Origin of the sequence: Verrucomicrobium sp. BvORR106, assembly GCF_000739655.1 — a bacterium.
GTDB lineage: Bacteria > Verrucomicrobiota > Verrucomicrobiia > Verrucomicrobiales > Verrucomicrobiaceae > Verrucomicrobium.
In genome coordinates this window covers 1-25,984 of sequence record NZ_BATR01000098.1, presented here as the reverse complement: position 1 = coordinate 25,984, position 25,984 = coordinate 1, and the positions used below count along the sequence as shown (strand labels likewise).

Sequence of the window (25,984 nt, the reverse complement as noted above, 5' to 3'; positions counted from 1 at the left end):
TTAGAATGAGCGTTCCATGCTGCTGGAGGTACCCGTCGGCACCGTGCGGTCTTTTTCGAGCTCCAACTTCGCCATCTGGGGATTCACATTGCGAATCCTAGCCAGGTAGCTGGTGCGCGGGCGGGTGCCGAGGTACTTGAGCACCTGGTAGTTGCGCGGATGTTCTTTCATCTTCGCCACCGGACCGTCTTTGTCGGCCAAGTTGCCGAAGACGATGGCGTCGGCGGCACAGGAGGCCTGGCAGGCCACCTTGAGGCTCTCGCTCTTCACCATCAGCTTGCTCGAGTCATCGCGGGCAATGCGGCGCTGGTTGATCTTGGCCTCTTCGAGACGCTGCACGCAGTACGTGCACTTCTCGATCACACCACGCATACGAACGGTGACGTTCGGGTTCTTCTGAAGCTGCTCCATTTCCTGGGGCTTCTTCTCACCGAGCGGGCCAGCGTAGATGTTGTTCGTCTTAAGACCCAACACCTTGGTTTCGATCAGCGGGTTGCGCTTGTTGTAATCGAAGAAGTTGAAGCGACGGGCGGTGTACGGACAGTTGTTGGCGCAGTAGCGGGTACCGATGCAGCGGTTGTACGCCATGGCGTTGAGGCCGTCTTCAGTGTGAACGGTGGCGTTCACGGGACAGACCGTCTCACACGGAGCGGATTCGCACTGCTGGCAGGACACCGGCTGGCTCACCATTTCCGGGTTGTCCAAGTCTTCCAGAGTCGGGTCGGTGTCCACATTGTCCGGGGTGGCGAAGTAGCGGTCCATGCGGATCCACTGCATGACGCGGCCCTTGCGAACCTGGTCCTTGCCCACGACGGGAATGTTGTTTTCACTCTGGCAGGCCACGATACATGCGGAGCAGCCAAGGCACTTGGAGAGGTCGATCACCATCCCCCACTGCGGGATGTTCTCGTAGTCGAAGCCGTTAGGGTTCTCCTCGGACTTCACGCCGATACGTCCCTTGTAGATGCTCATCTCCGGCGGGATGTGAGAATCCATGCCCTGGTGGGAGGCGAAATGCTCGTCCTTCTGGAAGGTCTCGAGCGTCGCTTCGCGCACCTGCGAGCGGGCTTCCATCGTGTAAGTCTCCTGCGTGATGGCGAGCTCGTAGTTGCCCTCCACCTTGGCGACCGCAGCGCCACTGATGATGTAGTCAGTGTTGGCGGAGCGCAGCGGGTAGGCGTTGAAGCCAGTTCCCTTGCCCACGTAGGTGGTCACCTTTTGGCCGTAGCCAAGCGGGATGGTCACGGAATCATGCGCATGGCCCGGGCAGGCGATCGCGGCGATCTTGAGGGTCTTGTCCCCTACCTTGACTTCGATGAAGTCACCTTCGGTCTTGAGGCCAAGGCGCTTGAAGGTGCGCGGGCTCAACCAAGCGGCGTTGTCCCACGTCAGCTTCGTGATTGGATCCGGAGCTTCCTGCAACCAGGCGTTGTCGATGTAGCGACCGTCATAGACGCTGGCATCAGGGGCCAGGACGATTTCCAGAGCCTGCTCAGTCGGAGCGGAGAGCTTGGGAGCCTTCGCCACCAGACCTGCCACTGCACCGCGGTTCAGGGAAACCTTCGCCTTCGGATAAAATGTCTTCGGAAGGAATCCGTCACGCAATGCATGATTCCACTTCTCTTCATCCCAAGCACCTGCAGTCTTTGTGAAGCTTTCCTTCACGGCCACGTAGGCGGGGTCCACTTCAAAGACCGGAGCGGGCACGGGAGCAGCGGGATCTTTCGAAGGCTCCACCGCTTTCGCGCGGGCGGGGCCCGGGTGCTTACGACCCAAGAGTGCGAGCAGGATGTCGTTGACGGAGGCACCGTCAAAGAGTGGCTGAATCATCGGCTGCACCACGGAATACACGCCCTCGGCAGAGCGAACGTCATCCCATGCTTCCAGGTAGTGGGCGGCAGGGAGAATCCAATGGGAGTGCTTCGCCGTGTGGTTGGCCCGGAGAGCCAGAGTCGCGATCTTCGCCTCGCTGGCCTTGGCGGCTTCAGCGAAACCGACGGCGTCATAGACCGGATCGGTGTCGGCAAGAATGAAGAGCTGCTTCACCTTCTTGGCCGTGAGGTCAGTGGTGAGCTGCTCGATGCTGCCGGACTTGTCCACCGGGACGGTCACAGTGTCGATCACCGAACCAAATGCCTTGAGAGAGTCATTGATCGCGAGCACGAGGGCGTGCACCGCTTCGCTCTGACCGGAACCGGCAACCACGATCGATTTGCCGAGGTTCGCGAAAAGATCTTCGGCCGCAACCGCGATCCACTGCTTGTGGTTGTCGCTCAGGCCTTGCGCCAACGGAGCGGCAGCCTGTTGCAGAGCACTGTCCTTGGTGAACTTGGCCACTTCCTGCGCCAGCACGGCAGCCGCGGCAGGAATGAGGCTGGCCGCGGTCGGCTTGCGATGGTCAGAAATGCCACCCGTGAGGGTGTAGCGGTTCTCCATCACATAAAGACGGCTCATGCCGTCCGTGCCCTTCTCAGGACCACGGTTCTTCATGAAGGACTTGGTGTGGAACTCCGTGGTGGAGTCCACGCCCAGGAAGTCTGCGTCCAAGGAGAAGACAATCTTTGCCGCCGCGTAGTTCGGAAGCAGGGACACGCCTTCACCGAAGAGGGCCTTCACGGCATTGAGCTCGTTGGTCCGGCTGACAGGAGCGTAGCTGTAAACAGCAGCCTTGGGATAGGTCTTGGCGAAGTCCGCCAGGAGGCTGCCGCGAGTGGGCGAGGTGCTGGGGCTCAGGAGGAGGGCGAGACCTTCGCCGCCATTCTTGGACCAGCTGTGTTCCCACCATCCGCGCAGTTCTCGCTCGAACTTGCTCCAGGAGGTCGGAGCACCTTTGCCGACGACTTTCTTGACGCGGGACTCACTGTAGAGGTCCAGCACGGAAGCCTGGGCGAAGATATCCAGACCACCGTTGGTCGGATGCAGCGGGTTGCCTTGAAGGTGAGTCGGGCGACCTTCGTGGGTCACGGCCACCACCGGGGTCGAGCCGTACGGGCGGGGCATCACGGTCGCGTAAAGCAGCGACTTGCCCGGCACGATCCATTCCACGTGCTTGGTGAAAGGAAGGATCTTCTGCTGGGGACGGCGGCAGCTTGCCAAACCGGCCACGGCGGCGATGCCGCCCATGATCTTCATGAAATCACGACGCGAGTTCTCGCGCTCTTCAGGCGACTCAAGGCTGATCGAAGGATCAAACTCGCGGCCCAGTTTCTCGGTGAACTCCGGCGTGCCGGAGAACTCACCAAGACTGCGCCAGTAGCGACGCTCAGACTTGACTTCAGGATGTTGCCAGATGCGTTTCATGCGTGGACTTGGCGCGAAAGGTTAGCGGTGACAGGTGGTGCAATCCTCGGGAGCATGGATGCGCCAGTTGTGCTTGAGCTGGCTGCCGACCTCCTGCTGCGTGACCGTTGGGCCGTAGGTATCCGTGGCGAGGGCCACGAGAGCGTTCAGGTCGGCGGGGAGCTTCTCCGCCGGTTTGCCGTTGAGGACCGTCTTGCCGAGGTCTTCGAACTTGGCACCCTTGTCAGCGAGACCCTGATAGAAGGCATCACGGTTGAGCTGCTCGGGCTTGTAGTTGAGATTGGTGATCTGGTCGAGGGGGCGGAGGTTCTTCTCCGGCTCACGGTGGCAGTCAAGGCACCAGCCCATGCTCTGCGGCTCAGCGTGCTTCACCACTTCCATCTCATTGATCTTGCCGTGGCAGCTGACGCAGGAAACGCCGCGGTTCACGTGCACGCTGTGGTTGAAGTAAACGTAGTCAGGGGCCTTGTGCACCTTGACCCACTCGATGGGCTGGCCGGTGATGTTGGCTTCACGAACCTTGGCCAGCTTCGGGCTGTCCTTCTTCACCTGCCCCTTGTCCGGACCGTGACAGTTGTAGCAGGTCTGGTTGGTGGGCACGTTCGAGTGGCTGGACTGCTCCACGTAGGAGTGACAGTAGCGACAGTCGAGCCCGAGCTCCCCCACGTGCTGTTTGTGAGAAAATGCCACGGGTTGCGTCGGCTCATAGCCTACCCGGGTGTACTTGGGAGTGAAATAGTAGGAGGCACCAACGGCCACGCCCACCAGTACAAATCCAAGGCACACCGCAATCTTCAACGGCACCCAGTTGGTCCAGCGAGGAAAAAAATTGCCCATAAGGTTCAGAGTCTGCGCTTGTGAAAAATTTCACAAGGGGATTCATTGTAGGATGCTGGCAGTTGTTTGCAAGAATGGAAATGAAGAATTTTGAACTTTTTGGCAGCCCCTGATGTCCCTGCGAACAGCCTGTGGCGGCCCATGGCGCAGCTTTTATGCCGGAGGGAGATCCCTTGGAGAAGTTGCTTCTCAATCTCCTTCTGGCTCTGTAGGATGAGGCGGCCAGCCATCGGCCGCCATGAGCAGGTTTTCGCAATATCCGGGCATCCTTTTGCTCTCATGCCTCACGCTCTCCCCCACCCTTTCGGGATCTCAGGAAGAGGGGGCCAAGGCCTCCGCGCCGTGGAAGCTGTTTCCCGAACTTTTCCAAGCCCGGGCGAAGGAGTTCCCGGAGGTTTCAGTGACGGAAGGCTCGGATCCCCCTCGTCAATTCGAGGCCAATCTTCGCAACGCCGCGTTTGTCTTACCCGACGGACGACTGGGGTCAGCGGTGAGATTCCGGGCACCCAGAACCCCTTACCTTGACCTGGTTTGGGCTCTAAGCCTTCCCGATTCCTGGTGCCAATTTGGTTGCATTCGAGTGGCAGACCAGGCGGGCCAGGAGGAGAAGGACAACGACGAGGGCTATTTTGCCGGCGACCGCGCCTACATCTCCCCCACCACTCCTGCGGGACACTCCCTCTTTCTCCAATCCATTCGCTACAAACGGTTTACGCCCGGGGAGGAACACCTCATTTGGTTCGTCAAAAACCAGGCCGACGACTCACCCGCTCTCCTTCGGGCAGTGATTCACTTCACCCGCTGGCAGCGAGACAACGAGGCGACACCCTGGAATCCTTCCACCATTGAGTCCACCCTGCGACTCCGTCCAGCCAGCGCAGCGGAAGACGCGGCCGTCCTCCGCACCCGTGGAGGACAAATCCTGCTCGACCCCCAATTTTTCGACCGACCATATGCCGAGGATCGAATCAGAGCTCTCACCGCAACGCTGCGGGATCGCCTGATGACCGGCGACCAGCCCCAGCCCGCTCCACCCCCTCAGGTACCCGTGAGCCCCACCCACCCTTCTCTACTGGCGATTCAGAAAGCTTATGGTGAACCTGATCTTTCAGTCTCTGCCCGCGAGCGATCCCTCATCAATGCTCACTGGCCCCCTGAGGAGCGGCGACTGACCCGGGCTTGGTACGACCGTTTCGCTTTTGTGTACGCTGAAGCTGACCCTGCCAAAGCCATTCTCTGGGTCGAGACGAGTGCATTCAACTTCGTAGACTCCCGCCCCCGCGCAGCCGGCCTCACCTATGTCAGCCTGAGCAACTTCGCCCTCCCGATAACCTTGTTCTTCAAGGACCGGAGGGAGATCGCACGAATCTCCCGGCTGGGAGCGGCGAACAGCAAAATACTCTCCGGGAAACTCGCCCTGGGCACCTACGAGCAACTCATCCGACCCGGGAACAAAGCGGAGCTCATCTATTTAGGAAAGGGAGCCTGGACCTACCGATGGATCACCCCTGAAAGCGATCCGCACCGGACGGCAACCCTCAAAGATCACGCCTACGACGGTCCAATGATCGATTATCACCCGGATAAAACAGAGGCGGGAAGGATGAACTTCAAAAAGGGGCACCTGATTCAATCCGCCCCCTCTCCGGAGTCGGGACCATAACCGCATCCCGCCGTTGCTGATTAGGGCTCAGCCAAATCTGGGCGAGTCGCCAGGAAGATGCCCCGATGTTCTGGCCCATAGGAGAGCTTACGGTTGTGGCTAAAATTCCCACCGGTGTAAAAGAGCCACCACTTCCCCTCACGCCGCACCATCGCATGGGGCGCATGAAGGAGGTAACCATCCAAACTCCCCTCCCCACCCCGTGAGATCCAGGGTTCACGGGCCATTCGCTCCCACCTGATACCGTCCGCGGAAGAGCATCGCTCCAGATCGATCGTCTGTGCTCCCAGTCGATAATGGCCCAGTACCCCCACCCGCCCAGCATCCGTGTGAGTGACGGAGAGGAAGTAAAACTGCTGATCGACCGGATCTTTCTCGTCAGGCTCGATCACCCGCTGCCGATTGCCCCATTTCAGACCATCCTTGCTGGTCAAGCGGTCAATAACCCGCAGCAAGCCGGGAATGTTGTCCTGGGGTTGGAATCGGGGATCCTCTTTCGGGATTTGAACCAGCCCAACCGTGTACATCTCAAAAGTGCCGTCAGGCAGGACATAGACATTGGTGGCGTCGTTTGAGATCAGCTTCCCAGAAGCGAGGGCCTCCCCCTCCAATGGAGCGGCCACCTTTTTGGCCCACCTCAGCAACTCCGCCTCAAGAGCGGCCGGGCCACCCACCGCCCGATCAGCAGGGTGATAGAGGCAGGGTGCCCCTGCATTGACGATCCGGTAATGATCCCCGGCGTCACTCATGCGGTCCGCTGCTACGTATCGCACCACCCCTTCGCCATGGGCCCAGAAGTAAAGACGTTCCCCTCCCTGAGGGAGCTTTACATGCACCCCCTGAACCAGATGCCACCCCTCCGGCACGCCACCAATGGCAAAGGGAGCACTGAGATCCGGAGCACCAGGCGAGAGCACCGCCTCCGTCACCTTCCAGTCGCCACCGGGCCGCCCTTCCGCGAAAGCTAGATTCTTGTTCCGCTGCGCTCCTGAAAGGCTGCACCAGATGCGCCAACGCCCATCTTGCAGAGGTTCCGCCGGGCTGGTAAAGTTCTGCACCAGCACCCCGGGCTCCATCTTGAACATCAGCCCCTGCTTTTGCCAGCCATGATCCGACGAGTGTGGATCGGCAGCGTTGCTCAGGCGAGACGACAAAGAGATGACGACCAACAAGAGGGGAAAAAGTGGGGCAAATCGCATGGCGGGAGCTCGGTGGTAATCGACACCAAGCCATTCAACGCTGTGAAACGTAGATTTCTCGTGCCGCGTCCCCACCGAATTCTACTCACGCACCTGAGCACCCCCCTTGGCGCACCGCTCCGAGACCTCAGGCGTCTCCGTACGCCTTCAGCACTGAATCACGCGAAAGAACGATGATCGTGAACACCCCCAGCGTGGTACCGATGGGAATGTGCAGGCAGTTGAGCGCGGCCATCACGTAAGAAAACATGCGATGCCGCCTCTGCTTTAGATACTTGGCCGAGAGAAGGTTGCCGACCGCATACGCCACAAAGAAGAGCCCCATCCCTGCATAGACAACCTTCATGAAGGTGAAGATTGCTTGCGGCGGAGGGCCGCCTTTGGCTCCGCTGAGCATGGCCGGATCGGACATCATCATCTTGAAGAAGAGGAAGTGTATGAACATGAATGCCAGCCCCGCGAACGCCAGCCCTGCCGCGACGTAGTGAAAAATCGCGAGAAGCTTGAGGTGTTCTGCATCCTTGGGGTCGAGCAAGTTGGGATTGGTTTCAGTCATCTGTGATCGGGGGCTGTTTTTCCATAAAATCACATTCCGGCGGACAAATGTCACGCGAGATGTGAAGAGCCCCCCCATTCAACTTCAACCTCAACGAGACAGCTTGGCCTCCAAACGGGGAAGATAAGCCACCTCACACCCATCGAAGAAAGCGACCGTCTTCCCATCTTGAGCCAAGACAAGCTGGTACAAATACTGCCCGCTATCCGGCGGCGTGAAAGGGGGGCACGACTTGCGATACGGTCGATTCCACTTGAGGATCAATTGCTGCCCCTGGGTCACCGCCCCCTTGATCACTCGATCCACCCGGATCGCGACCGTGCCGACCTCAAATAGCATGATGGTCTGCTTGTCATCCCGGGGAAGAACCAAGCCAGCTTTCTTGCAGGCCTCAAAGTACGCCTTCTCTCGTCTATTTCGCTCAAACTCAATAGCCTCCTCACTCGGGAACTCCCCCTTTTCGCGGGGAAACTCGGAAGGATGGAAGTACAGGTAAGACGAGACCGTTTCGGCATCAATCTTCACCGCTCCAGCCGGAGCTTCACGACCAGAGGAGACCCAATCCTCGGTGGGAATCACCACAGCCATGTAGCCAGACTCCCCGCCCTTGTTGGTGGCTACCACGTAAGAGACGCCATCTCTTGTCTCCCAATACTGGGTGGGATCCATCTCACCCGCCTTCAGCACGAGGATGGCCAAAAGACAGGCCACCACACCCTGCGCCACTCTACGCATACAGACGGCATGCAGAGGACGTCGCAAAATCAGACGGGAAAACTGCCGCGTTGATAAGGTCCCCATGCGCATCAGGAGAAAATCCCACCACATCATTCTTCAACCCGCAAGCGCAAGCGCAAACCCAGGCCACCAGACACAACAAAAGGAACGCGGAAACCAAGCGGCTCCCGCGTTCCTGAAATTGAATCAATCGTGCTAAACGATCTTACTCCTTACCGACCACTTCGGCTTCCACTTCCTTGACGGAAGCAGCAGCGGCTGCAGGGGCGAAGGCATCAACCCACTCGATGAAAGCCATCGGAGCGGAGTCGCTCTGGCGCTGGCCGAGCTTCGTGATGCGGGTGTAACCACCCTGACGCTCCTTGGAAGCCACGGCGATCTCACCGAAGAGCTTGCTGACAAGGTTCTTGCTACGAAGCACGGCGAAAGCCTGACGGCGGGCGTGCACGGTGTCGCGCTTGCCAAGGGTGACAAGCTTTTCCACCACAGGGCGCAGGGCCTTGGCCTTGGCGAGGGTCGTGCGAATGCGGCGGTGCTCGATCAGGCTCTTGCAGAGGTTCTTCAGCAATGCATCGCGATGGCTCGCCTTGCGCTGCAGTTTAACGGTTTTGCGTTGATGTCTCATTGTCTCAATTTCCTGTTAGTCAATTAACCTTACCTTGGGCGGGGCGCAGGCGATTATTCCTCATCGTCATCATCGCCCAGGTTGGCGCTGATCAATCGGGAGAAGCTGTCGGCATCGGCCTCATCGTCATCGTCACGGCGGAAGCCACCGGCGCGCAGCATGGAGACGCCACCAGGCAGCGGCTCAAGCAGCGACGGGTCGAGCTTCATGCCGAGAGTAAGGCCCAGCTCGGAGAGCTTTTCCTTGATCTCGGTGAGGGACTTTTTGCCGAAGTTGCGGTAGCGAAGCATCTCGGCCTCGCTCTTCATCGCGAGCTGGCCCACGCTGGTGATGTTCGCGTTGTTGAGGCAGTTCGCAGCGCGGACGGAGAGCTCGATCTCGTTGACGGACATGTTGAGCAGCTTGCGCAGCTCCAGGTTTTCCTCGCTCTGAGCTTCCGGAGCCACTTCGAACTCGACCTGGTTGTCGTCATAGTTGACGAACACATCAAGGTGCTTGCGAAGGATCGCGGAGGACTGAAGCAGAGCGTCCTGAGGGGTGATGCGGCCGTCGGTCCAGACGTCGATGAGAAGCTTGTCGTAGTCGGTGTTCTGGCCCACGCGAGTGGCTTCCACGCCGTACTTCACGCGAGTCACGGGGGAGAAGATGGAGTCGATCGGGATCACGCCGATCGGCATGTCCGGACGCTTGTTGTCTTCGTTGGTGGCGAAACCGCGGCCCACTTTGACTTCGAGCTCAGCTTCAAATTTGCCCTTGCGATCAAGGGTACAGATGACCTGATCCTTGTTGATGACCTGATAGCTCGTGTCGTCCTTGATGTCACCAGCGGTCACGACGCCTTCTTTGTCCACGGACACCTGAAGGAGGCGGGTTTCTTTGTTCTCGAAGTGGCGGAACTTCACCTTCTTCAGGTTGAGAACGATCTGGGTCACGTCTTCGAGAACGCCGGGAAGGGTGGTGAACTCATGTTCAGCTCCCTTGATGCGCACGCTGGTGATGGAAGCGCCTTCCAGGGAGGAAAGCAGCACGCGGCGCAGGCTGTTGCCGATCGTGTGGCCATAACCACGGTCGAAGGGTTCAGCAACGAATTGGGCGTAATAGTCGGTGGCGGTCGCGTCGTTTTTCACGAGGCGATTCGGCATCTCGAAGCGGGCAAGACGGATGGACATGGTGGTATAGAATAGCTGGGTTGCCTTCGGGGCGAGCTATCCCCTGATCAAAGAAAAGGGAACCCGAAGACCAACAGCGGATGAGCTGGCTCGCAAGGGGCGGGGAAGAAACACGAGGTTTGCGACCTTGCAAGATATTTTTGGAGCCGATCAGACAGTCGGAAAACCAAGCCTTGTGATTACTCGCGACGGGTTGGTCGGCACTCCGCAACCACTAATGATTAGCCAAATATCACCATCTCCTAAGCTCTAAAAAGAGATCCCAGCTTTTTCCCCAACACGAGAGCCGCCCCCAAGAGGGTAACACCCAGGAAGATCATGGCCCAGACCCCCAAGGCAGCCGAGAGATACGGACCATTTCCCAAGGAGTGCATGAGGAGATAGATGGCCTTGGTAATGGGATAGTGACTGGCCTGCTGGGCGAGCACCATGGAATCTGCCACCTCCAGCATGGCAAAGGCGAATGCCAGAAGACCGCCCGCGATGAGATTCGGCGTGATAAGAGGCAGGGTGACGCGGAGAAAAGCCCGCCAAGGAGGAGCCCCCAGGTTCTGCGCGGCGTCTTCCAGATCGGGGTTCACCTGCTGGAGGCCGGCAGTGGCGGACCTGACCACATAGGGCAGTCGGCGCACGGAATACGCCACCACCAGGAGCAACACCGGATCCTCCCCCAACATGAGCCAGTGGAAGGGCTCCCCTTCCCTGGCCATGGCGAGGTAGCCAAAGGCGAGAACAATGCCTGGCACCGCCAGCGGCAACATGGCCATCACATCCAGCAGGTGCCGGGCCGGGAGCCGGGAACGCACGTTCACGTACGCAATGCCCAACCCCAGCACTACATCCAGCAAGGTGGCCAGCGAAGCATACTTCAAACTGTTGGAGACGGCGGTGAGCGTCATCTCATGACTGAGCGCGTCCCGGTAGTGCTGGAGAGTCAGCCCCTCAGGGAACACCGACTGGTACCAACCCTTGGAAAGAGAAAGAAGAATGACGCCAATATGCGGCACCATGGCAATGAAAATGACGCCGGCAAAAAGCGCCGTCACCCCCCACGCCCATATGGGCGCGAGCCGTACCGGCTCCCGCGCGACAACATTGCGCCCCCCTCCGAGCACATGACTGCGGCCAAACAGGAACTTGCTGGTCAAGTAGATGAGGACCGTGGCGAGCAGCATCACCACCACCAGCGCGTAGGGTTGGGGATTGTCACTGAGATCACGCAACGAGTTGTAGATCTGGACGGACGTGACCCGGGTGTAGTCGAAAACCAGTGGCACCCCCAGCTCCGTGAAGGCCCAGATGAAGACGATGGTACCGCCGGCAAAAACGCCGGGCATGATGAGGGGCAGCGTGATGCGCCAGAAGCGCCGCCAGGGCGCACACCCCAGATTCGCCGCAGCCTCATCCAGAGCAGGGTCCAGATTCGCCAGCGATGCGGTCACATTGAGATACAGAATGGGGAAGAGGTGCAGTGTCGTCATGATGATGACGCCCACCATCTGCCCCTCCCCCAGCCAGTCTCTCGGGTGGGCGGGATCCATGAGGCCCAGCTTCATTAGCAGACTGTTGAAAGCCCCGGCCTGCCCCAGCATGGCGCGCACCCCCACCGCCCCCACAAAGGGCGGCAGGATCATGGGAAGCAGGAGCATTCCGTTGAGGACATTCTTTCCAGGATACTCAAAGCGGTGAAACAACACCGCCAGCGGCAGTGAGAGCACCAGGCAGCCCAACGTGGTCCACACCGCGATGATGAAGGCGTTCACCAACCCCTCACGATACATGGGATTGCGAAAGATCCCCGCCAGATAGTCGAAGGTGAACTGCCCCTTCCCCCCAAGAAAGGCCACCTCCAAGGTGCTCCAGATGGGCATGAGGAAGAAGCAGGCGAAAAAGACCGCCATCACCACAAACACGACATAACTAAAAGAGCGAGGCATGGGGAATCAGTTCTTCGTGCTTGGTTCGTGATGGTTCGCTTGCCAGGCCTCCAGGTACCGCACCCCATACAGACTAGCTAAAGACGCAGAAGTACTCCTAGAATCCGTCTTTGGCCAGTTGGTAGGCGCGTCGGTATTGATTGCGGAAGGCGACGCTGAGTTCGGTGGCCTTACGGGCTTCCTGAACCTTGTCCTTCTTTTGCAGAAGGGCGGCCAGCTCCTGTGCGGCCTGATAATTGAGCAACCGGGTGTCTTCGAACACGGCAGTGGCCCGCGGTGGGAAATTCCGACTGATCAACATCTCCCAGGCACGACGCTGCTCCTCATGGGTATCCACGCACATCACCTTTACCAAGTATCGCACCACTCCAAAGAGGTGATTCGTCCACTCCGGGTGGTACGTGAAGGCTCGAGACGTCTCCATCGGATCAGCATGAGGATCGGTCATATAGGCCCGGTTCGCGGCTTGATAGAAATCAAGACGTACCGGCAGCCGGCGTAGAGGCGTGCGAACGGGCCCGCCAGGAGTACCGGGGCTGAAATTCCAAAGCTTTTGCCCCGCATCACTGAGCACGAATTCCATGAAAGCCGTGGCTACCTCAGGCTCCGGCGCGCCCCGCAGCATGCCAATGGGATCCACCCCCATCGAGGTGCCGCCCAGCGGGGTCACATACCCCATCCGGGATGTCCCGTCCGGCCGACGCACCAAATCCTCAAACGTCCACCCATAGAAATCGATGCACATGCCAGCGGCCGCATCTCCCTGGGAAACCTCAAGGGGGATCTTCGTGGCGTTGTCGGTGAAGTAACGGGAGTTCGCGCTGATTCGCTGAATGAGATGCACCCCACGCTCCCAGCCGATCTCCAGACCGATTTTCTCCGGGTCGCCCTCGGCCTTCGGGTCATCACGCCGCTCATCGATCGCCAGCTGCATCTGCTGCTGGATGAGCTGCTCGAAAGCTTTGGTCACCGTCCCGCTCTTGTTGGGATCCGCCAGCGCCACCTGCCCAAAGTACCGTGGATCCCCCAGGGCCTCCCATTGAAGAGGTTCCTTCTCGATCCCCAGGCGGGCCAGGACATCGCGATTGAAACAGATGCCGAGACTGGAGAGGCAAGTCCCCACCCAGCGGGACTCTTTGTCGTAGTAGTTCTCGCCCCCCAGGTTCTGGGGAATGGACTGCGGCTGGAACCACTCCGGGTGCCTTTTCATCACTGGCTTCAGCCCGAATTGGCCACTGGCATCCGCCGCCACCAGAAAGCCCGCTTTAGCCTGGGACTCATAGTCCACCGCACCTCCGCCAAAAAAGAGATCCACCCCGATGCCAACGGCGGAGTCCAGGAATTCCTTCCTTGCCGACTGCTGCAGGGTAAGCTGCCCCTTCTCTCCCGCCTTGGGCAGCGTCACCTTGGAATTGCCAAACGAGGTCGCCACCTCTGGCAACCAGGGCCGGTTCAACGAGTCCGTCCAATAGCGCTCAAAAGCCGCGGCGTAGTCGGAGCGCATCATGAGACCGATCTCCGAGGTGCCAGCCACGCGCCAGTCGACGTAGAGAGTCTCGCCCCGCTCCTCCTTCCACTTCCTGGCAAAGGCGGCACCAAACTCGTGGCGAATCTTCTCGTGGTGAGGGGTGTAGATCACCAGCCGACGATCATGCTGGCGCGGAGCGCTGCCCTCCGCCGGCTTCAGAAGGAACGGCGCCGCCAATACCACCACAATGGCCCCCACAGCAGCGAGCTCCCGCCCCCAATGCTGCACGATAGGCACGCGGCGAAACCGCTCCCACCAAGAAGTGAGCGCGGCGATCAATGCTGTCAGTTGGGGTTTGGAGACGCCGCGCATCGCGCCAACGAAGCTGAATTGCCGGGGGTGTGCAAGCTTTTCACCGGGCCATGCACGCAACCATTTGGTCGCATGCGAAATTAAAATGACCAAAGCCGCTATTTCCCCCAAAACGAGTCCGTTATTGCTATTATTATTTCTTTTCCATACCCATGCTTGTTAAAGGAGGAGATCTCCGCATAGAGTGACTGTACCAACTACTGATTGTGATAAGGCGACCGGAGATCTACATCAGCGCGGCAAGTCCTGACCTGGGCATAGCGGTCAACTTGGTGCGGGCGGAGATGTTACAGATGGAGGCCACGCCGGTCCATGTGGACAACTACCCTGCCCAGTGGGCCTCCGCCTGGAGTCTCATGGAGCACCACATCAGCAAGTGCGATGCGATGATCCATCTGGCAGGAAGCTGCTTCGGCCCGGAGCCTGCCAACCGCCCGACGGCGGAACCCCGCCGGAGCTACGCCCAGCTGGAATATGCAATGGCGAGATCTCTGGGGAAAAAAGTCTTCACCGTGGTATGCGATGCGGACTTCCCTTCCCTCTCCCACCCGCCCGAGCAGGAGGAGGCCGTCACCCTGCAACACTCCCATCAGGAACGTCTGGTCCGCCACAATGGAGCCGAGATCCGCGTGCAGGACATGGAAGCCCTGCGGGCCATTGTTCGTCGATTGAAGGGCTGGATTGACGAGACCCGCCAGCAACTCGCACAATCCCCCGCCCCTCCGCCTGCACAAGCCAGCCCTCAACTGCCACCGGCGACGTCGGTGACCGCGGGCACGGAACTTTTCATCAAACCGCCGCCGACGCGCCATACTCCCCCGTGGCACGTTCCGCAGCCAGCGCCGAACTTCGTAGGGAGGACCCTGGAGAAGGAATCCATTCAACAGGCGCTGAAGAGCTCCCACCGGGTCAGCGTCACCGGAAGCCGCGGCATCGGCAAGAGTTCGCTCATAGCGGCCTCGCTGGCCCAGATCGCACCCGGCCCAGACGCGCCCGGTGCCTACCCTGGCGGAGTCTTCCGCTACAATTTTCATGAGGCGCAAGGCCACTACTCTGCCTTGGCCACCATCCTTACCCAGGCTGGTCTGGGAGACATTCCTGACACCAAGCATGAGGCGGCGGTAAAGCAGCTCCTCTCCAAACCAGACGTCTGTTTGATCTTGGAAGGCGCTGAAGTCGCGGAGAACTTGGGACGCCTCTTGCAGCTGGCCGGCCCTGCCCACTTGGTGGTGGAGGCGCTGGAGCCCTTTGTCCTGCCAGGCGTCCCGACCGTGACCGTGCACCCGCTGTCTCTGGAAGACGGAGCGTTCTGCCTTTATCGCTCCCGCTTGGACAAGGAACCTTCGCGCGAGGCCGTCGCCGCAGTGCCGGAACCAGAACTTGCCGGAGTGGGAGCGACAGGCAACTTCCCTGCCGCGGCTACCTCGGGAGCGGCCACCGCCTACGCGAACTCGACTTCTCACTCGCTGCCTCAGTTCAACGACCCTGTCTGGCAGGAAATCGCCGGCCGCATGGGAGCCCACCCGCTGATCCTGGAGCTCACGGCCCAGCATCTGGCGTCAGAGCAGATTGTTCCCTCCTCGTACCTGGCGCGCTTGCGGAGAGACGGCATTGATTTCCTCGAAACCATCGCCTCCGAGCAGAAGAACGTCCCTTGGATTCTCGCCCAGTGCGCCCAGTCCTTCAGCGGGCTGGATGCAGCCGCCCTGCCCGCATGGTATGCCCTTTCCCTGCACGCCCCCACCCCAGCGCCGACCCTCTCCATCGCCACCGCGATGGGCGTGCGCCCCAGTGAGGTGGAGGAGCCACTGCAGCACCTGACGCGGCGCGGTTTCCTGACGGAACAGGAAGTCCCAGGGGCAGAGCCCGGAACGAAAGAAAAAGCCTGGACGCTCACCAGCGTAGGTCTGGCCGAGGCCGCCCGGCTCCAGTGGGAATGGCGCGATCCCATCCAGCAACATTCAATCTTTGATCCACGGTCCGTCTACCAACGCTGGAGAGACTGGGTGCTCACCTACCTGCGCCAGTGTTGGAAGACCCGGAGCGTCGTGGGAGGAACGGAACGCTACCAAGTGCTGGAGCCGCATCTGCATGCTCTGCTCCGCGCCATTGAGCGCAACGAAGGAATCTCCTCTCCCAATCTACTGGCCGCCCTGCGCTGGCTCTCCGCCTTGCATCGGCTGCTGGGTCGCTTCGCCTCCGCCCAACCGCTCTCGGAACGCCTGCTCTCTTTGTCCCAAAGCCTCTATGGCCCGGAGCATCCGGAGACCCTCTCCAGCATGAACAACCTGGCCACCCTGCATTATCGCAAGGGAGACCTGGGTGCCGCGGAGCCCCTCTACCGGCACACGCTGCAGCTGCGGGAAAAAATCTTGGGTCCCGACCATCCCGACACTCTGAGCAGCAAGAACAACATGGCGAACGTCCTGGCCGACCGCCAGGATGTGAACGGGGCAGAAACGCTGTACCGCGCCTCCTATGAAGGACGGGTACGCATCCTCGGCCCAGAGCATCAAGACACCCTGGTGAGCGCGAAGAACCTGGCCAACCTGCTGCTGGACAAGGGCGAATTCAATCTGGCAGAGCCCCTCTATCGGAGCACGCTGGAAGCTCAACTCCGGGTGCTGGGCTCTCTCCACCCCGACACCGCCATGACGTCGTACAACTACGCCCGTCTCTGCGTGCAGCTCCGTCGCCCCCAGGAGGCCGTGACATTGGCACAACATGCGGTCACCACCGCCCGCCAAATCTTCCCTGAAGGACATCCTCACCGGCAACGGTACGAGCAGTTGCTGTCACGGCTGGTACCTGAGAGCCCTGGGAAGAACTGAGGCGCGGTGCGCCAAGGGTGAAAAATTTGGCCAAGGCCATCAGGGAAACGGAGAATCTTGCCGCCTTGTGAGGGCTGTAGGCCCGGCCTCATCAAGGGGCAGTCTCGCGCGACGAATGGCGCGCAGACGAAGGGCAGCATGCACTGCCACTCCGTCACAAGCTGTCCGCAAGGCCCGGACGACTCTACTCCGCGTAGTTCGCCTTCTTGGAAAGGAAGTACTCGAGGCTGTCCACGAGGGCTTCCCAGCTGGCGTCGATGATGTTGGTGTTCACACCGACGGTGCCCCAGTGGTTCACACCATCGGTGCTCTCGATCAGCACGCGGGTCTTGGCAGCGGTGCCGGTGCGGCTATCGATGATGCGGACCTTGTAGTCGCAGAGCTGAACGGTTGCGATTTCCGGATGGGCCTTGGAAAGGGCAACGCGCAGGGCGCGGTCAAGGGCGTTCACCGGACCGTCGCCTTCCTCCACCGTGTAAACGCGTTCGCCATTCACCTCCACTTTGACGGTGGCTTCGCAGGTATCGAAGCCACGCTCGCCGTGGGTGCGGTGGCTCACGTGATACTCCAGCAGCTTGAAGCTGGGGGTGAATTGACCCAGGTCCTTGCGGAGCACGAGCTCGAAGGAGGCATCGGCGGCTTCGTATTCGTAGCCTTCGTTCTCCTGGGTCTTCACGTGATCGAGGATGCGCTTCACTTCCGCAGAGCCACGCTGGAGCGGGAAGCCAAGCTCGGTAGCTTTGTGAAGGATGTTGTCCTGGCCAGACATATCACTCACCAACACCACCTGGCGGTTGCCCACACTGGCGGGCTGGATGTGCTCATAGCTGCGGGCCAGTTTCTGCACGGCATTCACATGCGTGCCCCCTTTGTGGGAGAAAGCAGTGCTGCCGACGAACGGAGCCCGGTTGAAGTGCGGGAGGTTTGCCACATCGTCCACAAACTTGGAGAGGACGGTGAGCTTGGTAAGGTCCCCCACCACGGGGATCCCCATCTTGAGCTGGAGATTGGGGATGACGGTGGTCAGGTTGCAGTTACCGGTACGCTCGCCGTAACCGTTCATCGTGCCCTGCACCTGCACGGCGCCTGCCCGGATGGCGGCGAGAGCGTTGGCCACGCCGAGACCGCCATCATCATGGCTGTGGATGCCGAGCTTGGCCTCCGGGAAACGGGCCTGGACCTTGGCAACAATCTCAGCGATCTCGTGAGGAAGGGTACCGCCATTGGTCTCGCACAGAACCAACACATCGGCCCCACCTTCCAGAGCAGCTTCAAGGGTGGAAAGGGCATACTCAGGCTCGTCCTTGAACCCATCAAAGAAGTGCTCTGCGTCGTAGAACACTTCGCGACCGGCCTCCTTGCAGTGGCGCACCGTGTCGCGGATCATCGCGCGGTTCACTTCAGGCGTGGTGCGCAGCACTTCGGTCACGTGAAGGAGCCAGCTCTTGCCGTAGAAGGTGACGACCGGCGTCTCCGCCTCCAAAAGGGTGCGCACTTGGGGATCCTTGTCCACGGCCAGGTCGGCACGGCGGGTGCTGCCGAAGGCAGCGATCTTGGCATGCTTGAATGTCTGCTTTTTGGCCAGCTCGAAGAACTCCACATCCTTGGGGTTGGAGCCGGGCCAGCCGCCCTCGATGTAGTGCATGCCAAAGCTGTCGAGCTCGTGGGCGATGCGCAGTTTGTCGAGCGAGCTGAAGTTTACGCCTTCACCCTGCGTCCCATCACGGAGCGTGGTGTCATAAAGGGAAACTTTCGGTGCAGTGATCATAAGAAGCGGAGAGGAAGTAGCGAAAAAAAGCAGGGTTACGAGAAAAGCAAAGAAGAGCGTCTTGCGCAAGGCGGACCGGGGGATGGCGAGGTCAATCTTTCGCCAGTTCGACGCCGGGTCCGGGCGCTCAGTCGGGAGGGAGGATGCGGGCTGTCTGCACAAGAAAACGCCTTTCAGGCGCTGCAGAAGCCCTAGATAATTCGAATGAGCCAGATGGAGGCTGCGGACGACATGAGGCGCGGAGGATAGCAGGAGTTTTAAAGTGAGCAAGTTCTTGGTTCCTCGTTGTTGGATGAGGACGGCTCCCTCTCGGGGAAGGAGATGGAGTTGGCGCTTGCCTCGACGGAGCCTCAAAGCCATGGTCGCGGCCGGATGTTTCGTGTCCCCTCCTCTTTGCCGCTGCGTGAATCCCGTGTTCTGGTCCTGGCAAGCGCCCTGTTGTTTGCCGGGTTCCTGACGGCGTATCTGACGATCGACCAGCCAGTTAAACAGGAGCGTCGGATTGAGCGCCTGAAGGCAGAGGGCAAAGTGGTGGCACCTGAGGCCTACGTACCCGTGTGGCTCTATAAGGGGTTGAAGCTGAATCTGTGCCTGTCCGCCCTGTTGCTCCTGGCCAGCCCCTGGCTGGGTCGGCAGCGGCAAGAAGGGATGAGTTTTGTGGAGTCCCCTACCCGCCCCCGCTGGACCAGATGGCAGACGCTGGGACTGGTGGGCGTGGTGGGACTGGGGGCGTGGATGAACAGCCCTCGACTGACCCTCTCCATGTGGGGAGATGAGGATTTCAACGCCAGCCGGTTTATCTTGGACAAGGTGGAGCGCCAGCCCGACGGCACACTCACCATTGAGCCCCGCTCATGGGCGACCACTCTGTGGAACATGCGCAAGCCTACGAACCACCTGGGGTACAGCGCCTTTGCCCGGCTCTCCCATGAGACCTTTTTCCGCCCCGGCACCGGGCCGGACGCCCCTTGGTTCAACGAAGCGCTCCTGCGCGCGCCAGTATTCGTGGGCGGTCTGGCGACCTTGGCGCTGATGATTTGGTCCCTGCGGGTCTGGGGGCTCAGTGGCTGGTGGACGGTCTTGCTCATGGCGGCGCATCCGTGGTTCATCCGGTTTGCCGTAGATGGTCGCGGCTACGGTTTCGTGATGCTGGGGGCCACCGCGCTGGTGGGAGTAGTGGGTCGCGCCCTCCAGACTGGACTCTGGCGCTGGTGGGTGCTCATGGGGGTGCTGGAGTTTTTCATCCTTTGGAGCAATTTCCAGAGCGTGTACCTGCTGGCGGGGCTCAATCTTGTGGTGATGGTCGCCTTCTGGACCCCGTCCCTGACGTGGTCGGCTAGATTCCTCCTCGCCAGCCGATGGATCGTCGGCGGGCTGGTCACCTGTTTCTTGGTGCTGGGCTACCTCACCCCCTGCTGGCCACAGTTGCTGGAATTTATGAAAAAGGGGGAGATCCACGGCACGATGGATCTACGCTGGTGGCAGGATTCCTTTTCCGGCTGGGTCTTTGGCCAGCCCTGGAACTCGTGGAGCCGGGAGACCAACCCGCTTCACCACCACCTCTCCGCCGCATTTGGTGATCACCCCGTGCTGTTTGCAGCGGGAATGGGCACGCTGCTCCTGACTTTGCTCGTGGGTCTGTGGGCGCTGGTGACTGACCGGACTCGCCGATTGCTCCTGATCTTCGTCTTGGCACCACCCGTCTTGATGCTCGCCCACATGGCGGCAGGGCAGAACAAGCCCTACCCCTGGTACTTGCTACCGTTCCTACCGGGCCTCTTCATGCTGGTTTCTGCCGCCGCCTCAGGCATGGCGCGCTGGCGGGTGAAGCATCGGCATGGACTGCTGCTTGCCGTGACCACGCTATTTGTCCTGATCACCGCCGTCCCCCGGGATCGGATGCGGCACCACCCCATCGAGCCCTCCCGTGAGTCGGTGGCCAGCTACCGGGAGATCATGAGCCCGCGTCACCCCGACTTCGACAAGAAAGTGATGGGCGGCGCTCTCTCCATGTTCACCGAAGCATACGACCCGGCCATGTACCGGGCGGACAACCTGGCAGAGTTTCGCGTCTTGCTTGAAGAAGCAGACCGCAGCAAACGCCAGCTCTACTTCAATCTGGGGGATGTGGGCTTTCAAAAATCCAATCCCACCTTGGCGGAAGTGATCGCTGTGCTGGAGGATCCCGCACAATTTGAACATGTGGGACACTTTTCCGGACTCATGCCCTTTACTTCCCGCGATGTGTATCGATATCGCGGACAAAATCCTCGCTAGGCAATTGTTTTTCCCCGCAAGATTATCACGCTTCTTGCTGGATTCGTTTGCTTTCGCGGCAGTTGTCGGCAGTATCCGCGACTCCCCGCAAAACTACCCCGGATGCCAAGCCCCATGACGCCCAGAATATCTCGTACAGTCCCAACAAGAATTGGGATTGTAGGGACTGGGTTCATTGCCGTGGGCTTGTGCTTGGTATTGCGTTCCACGCCGGATATGGCGGTGTCTCGGGTGCTGACCCGGCGACCGGTGAACTCCGTGCGGGAGATCGATTCCAACCTGCTGACGCGGTCCATGGAGGACCTGATGGCCAACTCTGACGTGATCGTGGAGTGCAGCGGGGACATTCTTCACGCCAGCAATGCTGTGCAGGCTGCCCATGAGGCAGGCCTGCCGGTGGTGACGATGGGCGCGGAGTTCCACGTGACTGTGGGCTCGTACTTCTGCAACAGCGGTCTGCTGACCGAGGCAGAAGGCGACCAACCCGGCTCCCTGGCCGCCCTGCATGAAGAGGCGGTGCAGATGGGCTTCAATCCGCTGGTGTACGGCAACATCAAGGGCTTCCTCAATCATCATCCGAAAGAGGAAGAAATGGCCTACTGGGCCAGCCGCAACGGCATCAGCCGGACGCAGGTGACGAGCTTCACCGACGGAACCAAGCTGCAGATCGAGCAAGCACTAGTGGCCAATGGGCTGGGTGCGGATATCGCTCAGCGCGGCATGCTGGGTCCACAGGACCTGACGCTGGATGAAGCAGGTGCCCTGCTGGGTGCCGAAGCCACACGACTGGGCACGCCGCTCAGTGACTACGTGCTCAACCGAAAACTGCCCGCCGGAGTTTTCGTAACCTGCGAGCACCCTACCGAACGCCCCCAGGTACTGCGCTACCTGAAGCTAGGTGATGGGCCGTACTATACCCTGCTGCGCCCCTATCACCTCTGTCACCTGGAACTGCCGCGCACCCTGCGCCGCGTCATCGCTGGTGGCGGAGTGTTGCTGAACAACAGCGCGCAGCCCAAGATCAATGTGGTAGCCGTGGCCAAAAAGGATCTTCCTGCTGGCACGCTCATAGAAGCCGCGATCGGCAGTGTGGAGCTGCGTGGTGAAACGGTCCGCATCACAGAGCTACCGGATGCGCCACCCATCGGCCTCCTTTCCGGCGCCCGGTTGCGGCACTCCGTTGCGGCGGGACAGACTTTGATGACTTCCGATGTGGACATTCCCAACAGCCTCGCCAAAAAGGCATGGGATTCCATCCGGCAACAAAGTCTGGAACTGGCTTGATGCCTGCTTCCGGGTGGCGTTCTCCCGTCATTCAACGCACCACTCTCACACATGCTTCTTGGTAAAAAGATCGCCGTCACCATGCCCGCGTACTACGCGGCCAAAACCGTGGGCAAGACCGTCGCGGACATCCCACGCGAGTATGTGGACATCGTGATCCTGGTGGATGACGCCTCCAAAGACGACACCTTTGCCACTGCGCAGGCGCTCGGCATCTCTGTCTTCCGCAACGAGAAGAACCTGAACTATGGCGGCAACGTGAAGCGCTGTCTGCAACTGGCTCTGGACGCTGGCGCGGACATCGTGATCCAGCTTCACCCGGACTACCAGTACCCACCCAAGGTGACCCTTCCCATGGCGGCCATGCTGGCCACGGGTTACCACGACCTCGTGCTGGGCGCCCGCACCTCTGGCAAGGGAGCCCGCGGCACCATGCCCTTCTGGCGCTATTTGCCCAACCGCCTGCTCACCATGGTGATGGGCTGGTGCTTTGGCGTGAGCCACAGTGAATTCCACACCGGCTGCCGCGGCTACACCCGCAAGCTGCTGGAAACGGTGCCCTTCCACGAATTCCGCAACGACTTTATCTTCGACAACCAGATGCTCATTGGCGCGTTGCGGCATGACTTCGCCACGAGCGAGGTGACCTGCCCCACGGTGTACGAGGAAGACAGCAGCTCCATCCCTTTCTCCAAGGCGCTGCGCTACGGCATCCAGTGCCTAAAGATCTCCATCCCCTATTTCTTCGAGCGAATCTCTTCTGGGAAGAAGTAAGCCTCTCCCGCAGATCGATTCACGAGACTCTCAGCAAAGGGCTCCCAATTTCGGGAGCCCTTTTGCTTTTGCGGTTTCGATCTCCCTCAATCCGGCTATTCTGACAGATGGCTTGGCAGAAACGTGATCGTGATGGCGACAAGAACCAAAACCGTCGTCGTCGTGGAGAGCAGGAGGAACGCTCCTCCTCTCCCGCCCCCTATCGTGGACCACGACCGCAAAAAGGAGGCACAGAAGGTTGCCAGAGTCCGACGCGGCCAGGATTCAGACCAGGGCACGGTCCTGCAGGCTTGAGGAAGCATGCCACCTCCTGGGAGCAGTCGGCGCAGTGGTATGATCGGATCTTGGGCGAAAACGGTTCAGAACTTTACCAGCAAGTGGTAATCCCCGGGGCACTGGCTCTGCTCAAGCCGCAGGCAGGCGAAGCTATCCTCGATCTTGGCTGTGGACAGGGGGTCTTCTCCCGCGCCCTGACGGCCGAGGGAGCCAAGGTCACCGGCGTAGACGCCGCCCCTTCCCTCATCAAACGGGCCAAGACCTACCCCTCCCCTGCCCCCATCCGCTATGTGGCGCGGGACGCAGCAAAGCTCAACGACCTGGGCACCTTCGACGCCATCTCCGCCATCCTCTGCATCCAGAACATGGCGCACCTAGGCGAAGTCTGCCAGGCCACCGCCAAGGTGCTGAAGCCGGGCGGTCGCATGCTCTGGGCCATGAACCACCCCACTTTCCGCATCCCCCGCCAGACCAGTTGGGGCTTTGATGAAGAGGCCAAGATCCAATATCGCCGCCTTGATGCGTATGGCAGCCCGCTGACCATCCCCATCGTCATGCACCCTGGCCAACGGGAGAGCGAGACCACTACCTCCTTTCACCTCAGCCTCTCCGACCTGCTCGCCAAAGGCTTCGCCGCCGGCCTCGTGCTTGCCGGGTTTCAGGAATGGTATTCCCACAAACAAAGCGAACCCGGCCCCAGGGCCAAGGCGGAGAACAAAGCGCGGAAGGAGTTCCCGCTGTTCCTGGGATTGCTGTGGAAGAAAGTGAGCTAGAGGGAACTTCCAAAAAATGATGAATTAGGAATTGGAAATTAGGAATGGAGCCCCTGATCGGCACGAAGACCCAGTCAGAGGAAGCCCATTCATAATTCATCATTCCTAATTCATAATTTTTGCCTCCTCGGTGTTCTCTGTGGCTCTGTGGTTAAATTTCTTCACTGCTCAGACGCGTACACTGTAATGAGCGCCCTAGCTTTGCGTCAGCCTTGGTGAATGAAGACTCTAGAAACCTCTTTGCTGGAACACTTGAGCGAGTTCCTCGCTTTTGCGCGGAAGCGCCTGTCCAGCCCGGAACTGGCTGCGGACGCGGTGCAGGAAAGCCTGCTGAAGGCCCTGCGATCCAGCGGGGAACTACGGGAAGATGAGAGCGCCAAGGCGTGGTTTTACCGCATCCTGCGCCGGACGATCATTGATCTGTACCGGCGGGATGATGTGCATGCCCGGGCGGTGGAAAAGCTGAAGGTGGAGCTGGAGCAACAGGTGACCCCGGATGCCGAGGAGGATCGCGTGACGTGCCAGTGCATGAAGGCTCTGCTGCCGACTCTGAAACCGGAGTACGCCGAGCTGATCGAGCGGCTGGACCTGGGTGGTGAAAGCACGGACGAGGCGTCCGCGAGACTCGGGATTACGAGAAACAACCTGATCGTACGCCATCATCGTGCCCGCCAGCAACTGCGGGAGAGACTGGAGCTGAGCTGCCAGAGCTGTGCCACCCACGGGTGTCTGGACTGCACCTGTGATGCTCCATCTCAGGCCCACGACAACCACAATTTCAATGGAAGGAACTGAATGATGGACAAGGTAAAAGACCCGGTGTGCGGCATGATGGTGGATCCGGCGACGAGCTTGAGCGCCGAGAAGGATGGCCAGACCTGGCACTTCTGCAGCGAGCACTGCCGGACGAAGTTCGTGGGTATTGGCGCAACGAAGCATGAGCATCACGAAGCTCACGCGCATGGAAACTCGTGTTGTGGCGGTGCACCAGCTTCCACACCAGCCCCTCAGGCAACCAAGCCGCAGACACCGGCCCCGTCCTCCTGCTGTGGCGGTGGTTCCAAGCAACACGCCCCCGCTCCCGTAAAGCCTGCCCCAGCGGCATCTTGCTGCAGTGGCCACGGACATGAACATCATCACGGCGGCGCAGAGGTGAAGCCCTCCGCCTCGGCCAAGTATTTTTGTCCCATGTGCCCGGGGGTGGAGTCCGACAAGCCCGGTGACTGCCCCAAATGTGGCATGGCGCTGGATCGAAATCCGGCCTGGAAACCGGAGGCGCGCACGATCTACACCTGCCCCATGCACTCGGAGGTGCAGCAGGATCATCCCGGCGACTGCCCGAAGTGCGGCATGGCATTGGAACCCAAACTGGTGGCAGGTGCCGACGAACCAGAAGACGACAACGCAGAGCTGCGGGACATGACGCGGCGCATGTGGATCAGCACCGTGCTCTCCCTGCCCGTGTTCATCCTGGCGATGACCCACTTGCTGCCGGGCCAGGGTCATGGATCCTGGGCGGACAGTGAGCCCTCACGCTGGCTGCAGTTTGCCCTGAGCACTCCAGTGGTGCTGTGGGCAGGCTGGCCGTTCTTCCGACGCGGCTGGCGCTCTCTGACGACGCTGAACTTCAACATGTGGACGCTCATCTCCCTGGGGGTGGCGGCCGCCTATCTGTACAGCGTGGTCGCCATGCTGGCCCCCGGGTGGTTTCCCGAATCCCTGCGCACCGGTCACGATGGCAGTGTGGGGGTGTACTTTGAAGCCGCCGCAGTGATCATTGTGCTGGTGATTCTGGGACAGGTCCTGGAACTGCGGGCGCGCAGCCGCACCGGCTCCGCGATCAAGGCTCTGCTCAATCTCGCCCCGCCCACGGCCCGTCGTATCGGCACCCATGGGGACGAGGAAATACCGCTGGATGAGGTGAAGACGGGCGACCGCCTGCGCGTCCGCCCGGGCGAGAAGGTGCCGGTGGATGGCCGGGTGCTCAACGGGCACTCCAGCGTGGATGAGTCCATGATCACCGGGGAATCGCTCCCCGTGGAGAAACAACCGGGCGATGCCGTGACTGGCGGCACGGTGAATGGCACGGGCGGATTCGAAATGGAAGCTGAACGGGTGGGCAGTGACACGTTGCTCT

18 protein-coding genes are annotated in these 25,984 nt (G+C 60.3%); 8 read left to right on the top strand and 10 right to left on the bottom strand.

What is annotated here, in order from left to right:
• Together BV106_RS35760 and BV106_RS17050 are read right to left on the bottom strand one after the other, a co-directional pair.
• Positions 1-3,300 (bottom strand): TAT-variant-translocated molybdopterin oxidoreductase, encoded by a 3,300-nt coding sequence (locus BV106_RS35760; RefSeq protein WP_051945975.1) that lies wholly within the window; start codon positions 3,298-3,300, stop codon positions 1-3.
• A gap of 21 nt (positions 3,301-3,321) precedes the next feature.
• Positions 3,322-4,137: a cytochrome c3 family protein gene (locus tag BV106_RS17050; RefSeq protein ID WP_038166709.1), complete on the bottom strand. Its 816-nt coding sequence runs from the start codon at positions 4,135-4,137 to the stop codon at positions 3,322-3,324.
• Between the two features lie 580 nt (positions 4,138-4,717).
• Between BV106_RS17050 and BV106_RS17040 the strand changes: the two genes are divergently transcribed.
• On the top strand, positions 4,718-5,800 hold the full coding sequence (locus tag BV106_RS17040) for a hypothetical protein (protein WP_038166706.1): 1,083 nt from the start codon (positions 4,718-4,720) through the stop codon (positions 5,798-5,800).
• A gap of 20 nt (positions 5,801-5,820) precedes the next feature.
• Here the strand turns inward: BV106_RS17040 and BV106_RS17035 are convergent, their stop codons facing one another.
• From BV106_RS17035 to BV106_RS17005, 7 genes are all read right to left on the bottom strand, one after another.
• Positions 5,821-6,999: a hypothetical protein gene (locus BV106_RS17035; RefSeq protein ID WP_265595779.1), complete on the bottom strand. Its 1,179-nt coding sequence runs from the start codon at positions 6,997-6,999 to the stop codon at positions 5,821-5,823.
• 127 nt (positions 7,000-7,126) lie between these two features.
• Entirely contained in the window at positions 7,127-7,555 is a 429-nt protein-coding gene (locus tag BV106_RS17030) for a hypothetical protein (protein WP_038166703.1), read from the bottom strand.
• Positions 7,556-7,645: 90 nt separating this feature from the next.
• A complete protein-coding gene (locus tag BV106_RS17025) occupies positions 7,646-8,290 on the bottom strand; it encodes a hypothetical protein (RefSeq protein ID WP_265595778.1) in 645 nt (214 codons plus the stop codon).
• Positions 8,291-8,498: 208 nt separating this feature from the next.
• Entirely contained in the window at positions 8,499-8,918 is a 420-nt protein-coding gene (gene rplQ / locus BV106_RS17020; RefSeq protein WP_038166701.1) for a 50S ribosomal protein L17, read from the bottom strand.
• Between the two features lie 53 nt (positions 8,919-8,971).
• On the bottom strand, positions 8,972-10,087 hold the full coding sequence (locus BV106_RS17015; RefSeq protein WP_038166699.1) for a DNA-directed RNA polymerase subunit alpha: 1,116 nt from the start codon (positions 10,085-10,087) through the stop codon (positions 8,972-8,974).
• A gap of 242 nt (positions 10,088-10,329) precedes the next feature.
• Complete coding sequence (locus BV106_RS17010) at positions 10,330-12,024, bottom strand: iron ABC transporter permease (RefSeq protein WP_081891836.1); 1,695 nt, start codon at positions 12,022-12,024, stop codon at positions 10,330-10,332.
• A gap of 97 nt (positions 12,025-12,121) precedes the next feature.
• Positions 12,122-13,864 carry an extracellular solute-binding protein gene (locus BV106_RS17005; RefSeq protein WP_051945974.1) on the bottom strand — a complete coding sequence of 581 codons (1,743 nt, stop codon included), beginning with the start codon at positions 13,862-13,864 and terminating at the stop codon, positions 12,122-12,124.
• Positions 13,865-14,070: 206 nt separating this feature from the next.
• Between BV106_RS17005 and BV106_RS35755 the strand changes: the two genes are divergently transcribed.
• The gene (locus tag BV106_RS35755; RefSeq protein ID WP_081891834.1) at positions 14,071-16,695 is read left to right on the top strand and encodes a tetratricopeptide repeat protein; all 2,625 of its coding nucleotides are present in this window, start codon (positions 14,071-14,073) and stop codon (positions 16,693-16,695) included.
• A gap of 184 nt (positions 16,696-16,879) precedes the next feature.
• Here BV106_RS35755 and cimA read toward each other — a convergent pair whose 3' ends face one another.
• A complete protein-coding gene (cimA, locus tag BV106_RS16995; RefSeq protein WP_038166698.1) occupies positions 16,880-18,463 on the bottom strand; it encodes a citramalate synthase in 1,584 nt (527 codons plus the stop codon).
• Positions 18,464-18,835: 372 nt separating this feature from the next.
• Here cimA and BV106_RS16990 point away from each other — a divergent pair, with 372 nt between their 5' ends.
• From BV106_RS16990 to BV106_RS16965, 6 genes are all read left to right on the top strand, one after another.
• Positions 18,836-20,740: a hypothetical protein gene (locus BV106_RS16990; protein ID WP_265595777.1), complete on the top strand. Its 1,905-nt coding sequence runs from the start codon at positions 18,836-18,838 to the stop codon at positions 20,738-20,740.
• 192 nt (positions 20,741-20,932) lie between these two features.
• On the top strand, positions 20,933-22,024 hold the full coding sequence (locus BV106_RS16985; protein ID WP_265595776.1) for an SAF domain-containing protein: 1,092 nt from the start codon (positions 20,933-20,935) through the stop codon (positions 22,022-22,024).
• Positions 22,025-22,075: 51 nt separating this feature from the next.
• Positions 22,076-22,798, top strand: coding sequence for a glycosyltransferase family 2 protein (locus tag BV106_RS16980; protein WP_009960601.1), 723 nt, complete (start codon positions 22,076-22,078; stop codon positions 22,796-22,798).
• 107 nt (positions 22,799-22,905) lie between these two features.
• Positions 22,906-23,847, top strand: a complete 942-nt coding sequence (locus tag BV106_RS16975; protein ID WP_081891830.1) for a class I SAM-dependent methyltransferase — start codon at positions 22,906-22,908, stop codon at positions 23,845-23,847.
• Positions 23,848-24,066: 219 nt separating this feature from the next.
• Complete coding sequence (locus tag BV106_RS16970; RefSeq protein ID WP_038166690.1) at positions 24,067-24,642, top strand: RNA polymerase sigma factor; 576 nt, start codon at positions 24,067-24,069, stop codon at positions 24,640-24,642.
• Positions 24,643-25,984: HAD-IC family P-type ATPase (locus BV106_RS16965; protein ID WP_038166687.1), on the top strand; the 1,342-nt coding region annotated here is incomplete at its 3' end.

What these genes read in the sequence shown, in the direction of transcription:
- BV106_RS17005 (WP_051945974.1), bottom strand. Translation starts at nt 13,864, where the DNA reads ATGCGCGGCGTCTCCAAACCCCAACTGACAGCATTGATCGCCGCGCTC.
- BV106_RS16980 (WP_009960601.1), top strand. Translation starts at nt 22,076, where the DNA reads ATGCTTCTTGGTAAAAAGATCGCCGTCACCATGCCCGCGTACTACGCG.
- BV106_RS17015 (WP_038166699.1), bottom strand. Translation starts at nt 10,087, where the DNA reads ATGTCCATCCGTCTTGCCCGCTTCGAGATGCCGAATCGCCTCGTGAAA.
- BV106_RS16990 (WP_265595777.1), top strand. Translation starts at nt 18,836, where the DNA reads ATGTTTCGTGTCCCCTCCTCTTTGCCGCTGCGTGAATCCCGTGTTCTG.
- BV106_RS17050 (WP_038166709.1), bottom strand. Translation starts at nt 4,137, where the DNA reads ATGGGCAATTTTTTTCCTCGCTGGACCAACTGGGTGCCGTTGAAGATT.
- BV106_RS17030 (WP_038166703.1), bottom strand. Translation starts at nt 7,555, where the DNA reads ATGACTGAAACCAATCCCAACTTGCTCGACCCCAAGGATGCAGAACAC.
- cimA (WP_038166698.1), bottom strand. Translation starts at nt 18,463, where the DNA reads ATGATCACTGCACCGAAAGTTTCCCTTTATGACACCACGCTCCGTGAT.
- BV106_RS17010 (WP_081891836.1), bottom strand. Translation starts at nt 12,024, where the DNA reads ATGCCTCGCTCTTTTAGTTATGTCGTGTTTGTGGTGATGGCGGTCTTT.
- BV106_RS16970 (WP_038166690.1), top strand. Translation starts at nt 24,067, where the DNA reads ATGAAGACTCTAGAAACCTCTTTGCTGGAACACTTGAGCGAGTTCCTC.
- BV106_RS17025 (WP_265595778.1), bottom strand. Translation starts at nt 8,290, where the DNA reads ATGCGTAGAGTGGCGCAGGGTGTGGTGGCCTGTCTTTTGGCCATCCTC.
- BV106_RS17035 (WP_265595779.1), bottom strand. Translation starts at nt 6,999, where the DNA reads ATGCGATTTGCCCCACTTTTTCCCCTCTTGTTGGTCGTCATCTCTTTG.
- BV106_RS16975 (WP_081891830.1), top strand. Translation starts at nt 22,906, where the DNA reads ATGGCTTGGCAGAAACGTGATCGTGATGGCGACAAGAACCAAAACCGT.
- BV106_RS35760 (WP_051945975.1), bottom strand. Translation starts at nt 3,300, where the DNA reads ATGAAACGCATCTGGCAACATCCTGAAGTCAAGTCTGAGCGTCGCTAC.
- rplQ (WP_038166701.1), bottom strand. Translation starts at nt 8,918, where the DNA reads ATGAGACATCAACGCAAAACCGTTAAACTGCAGCGCAAGGCGAGCCAT.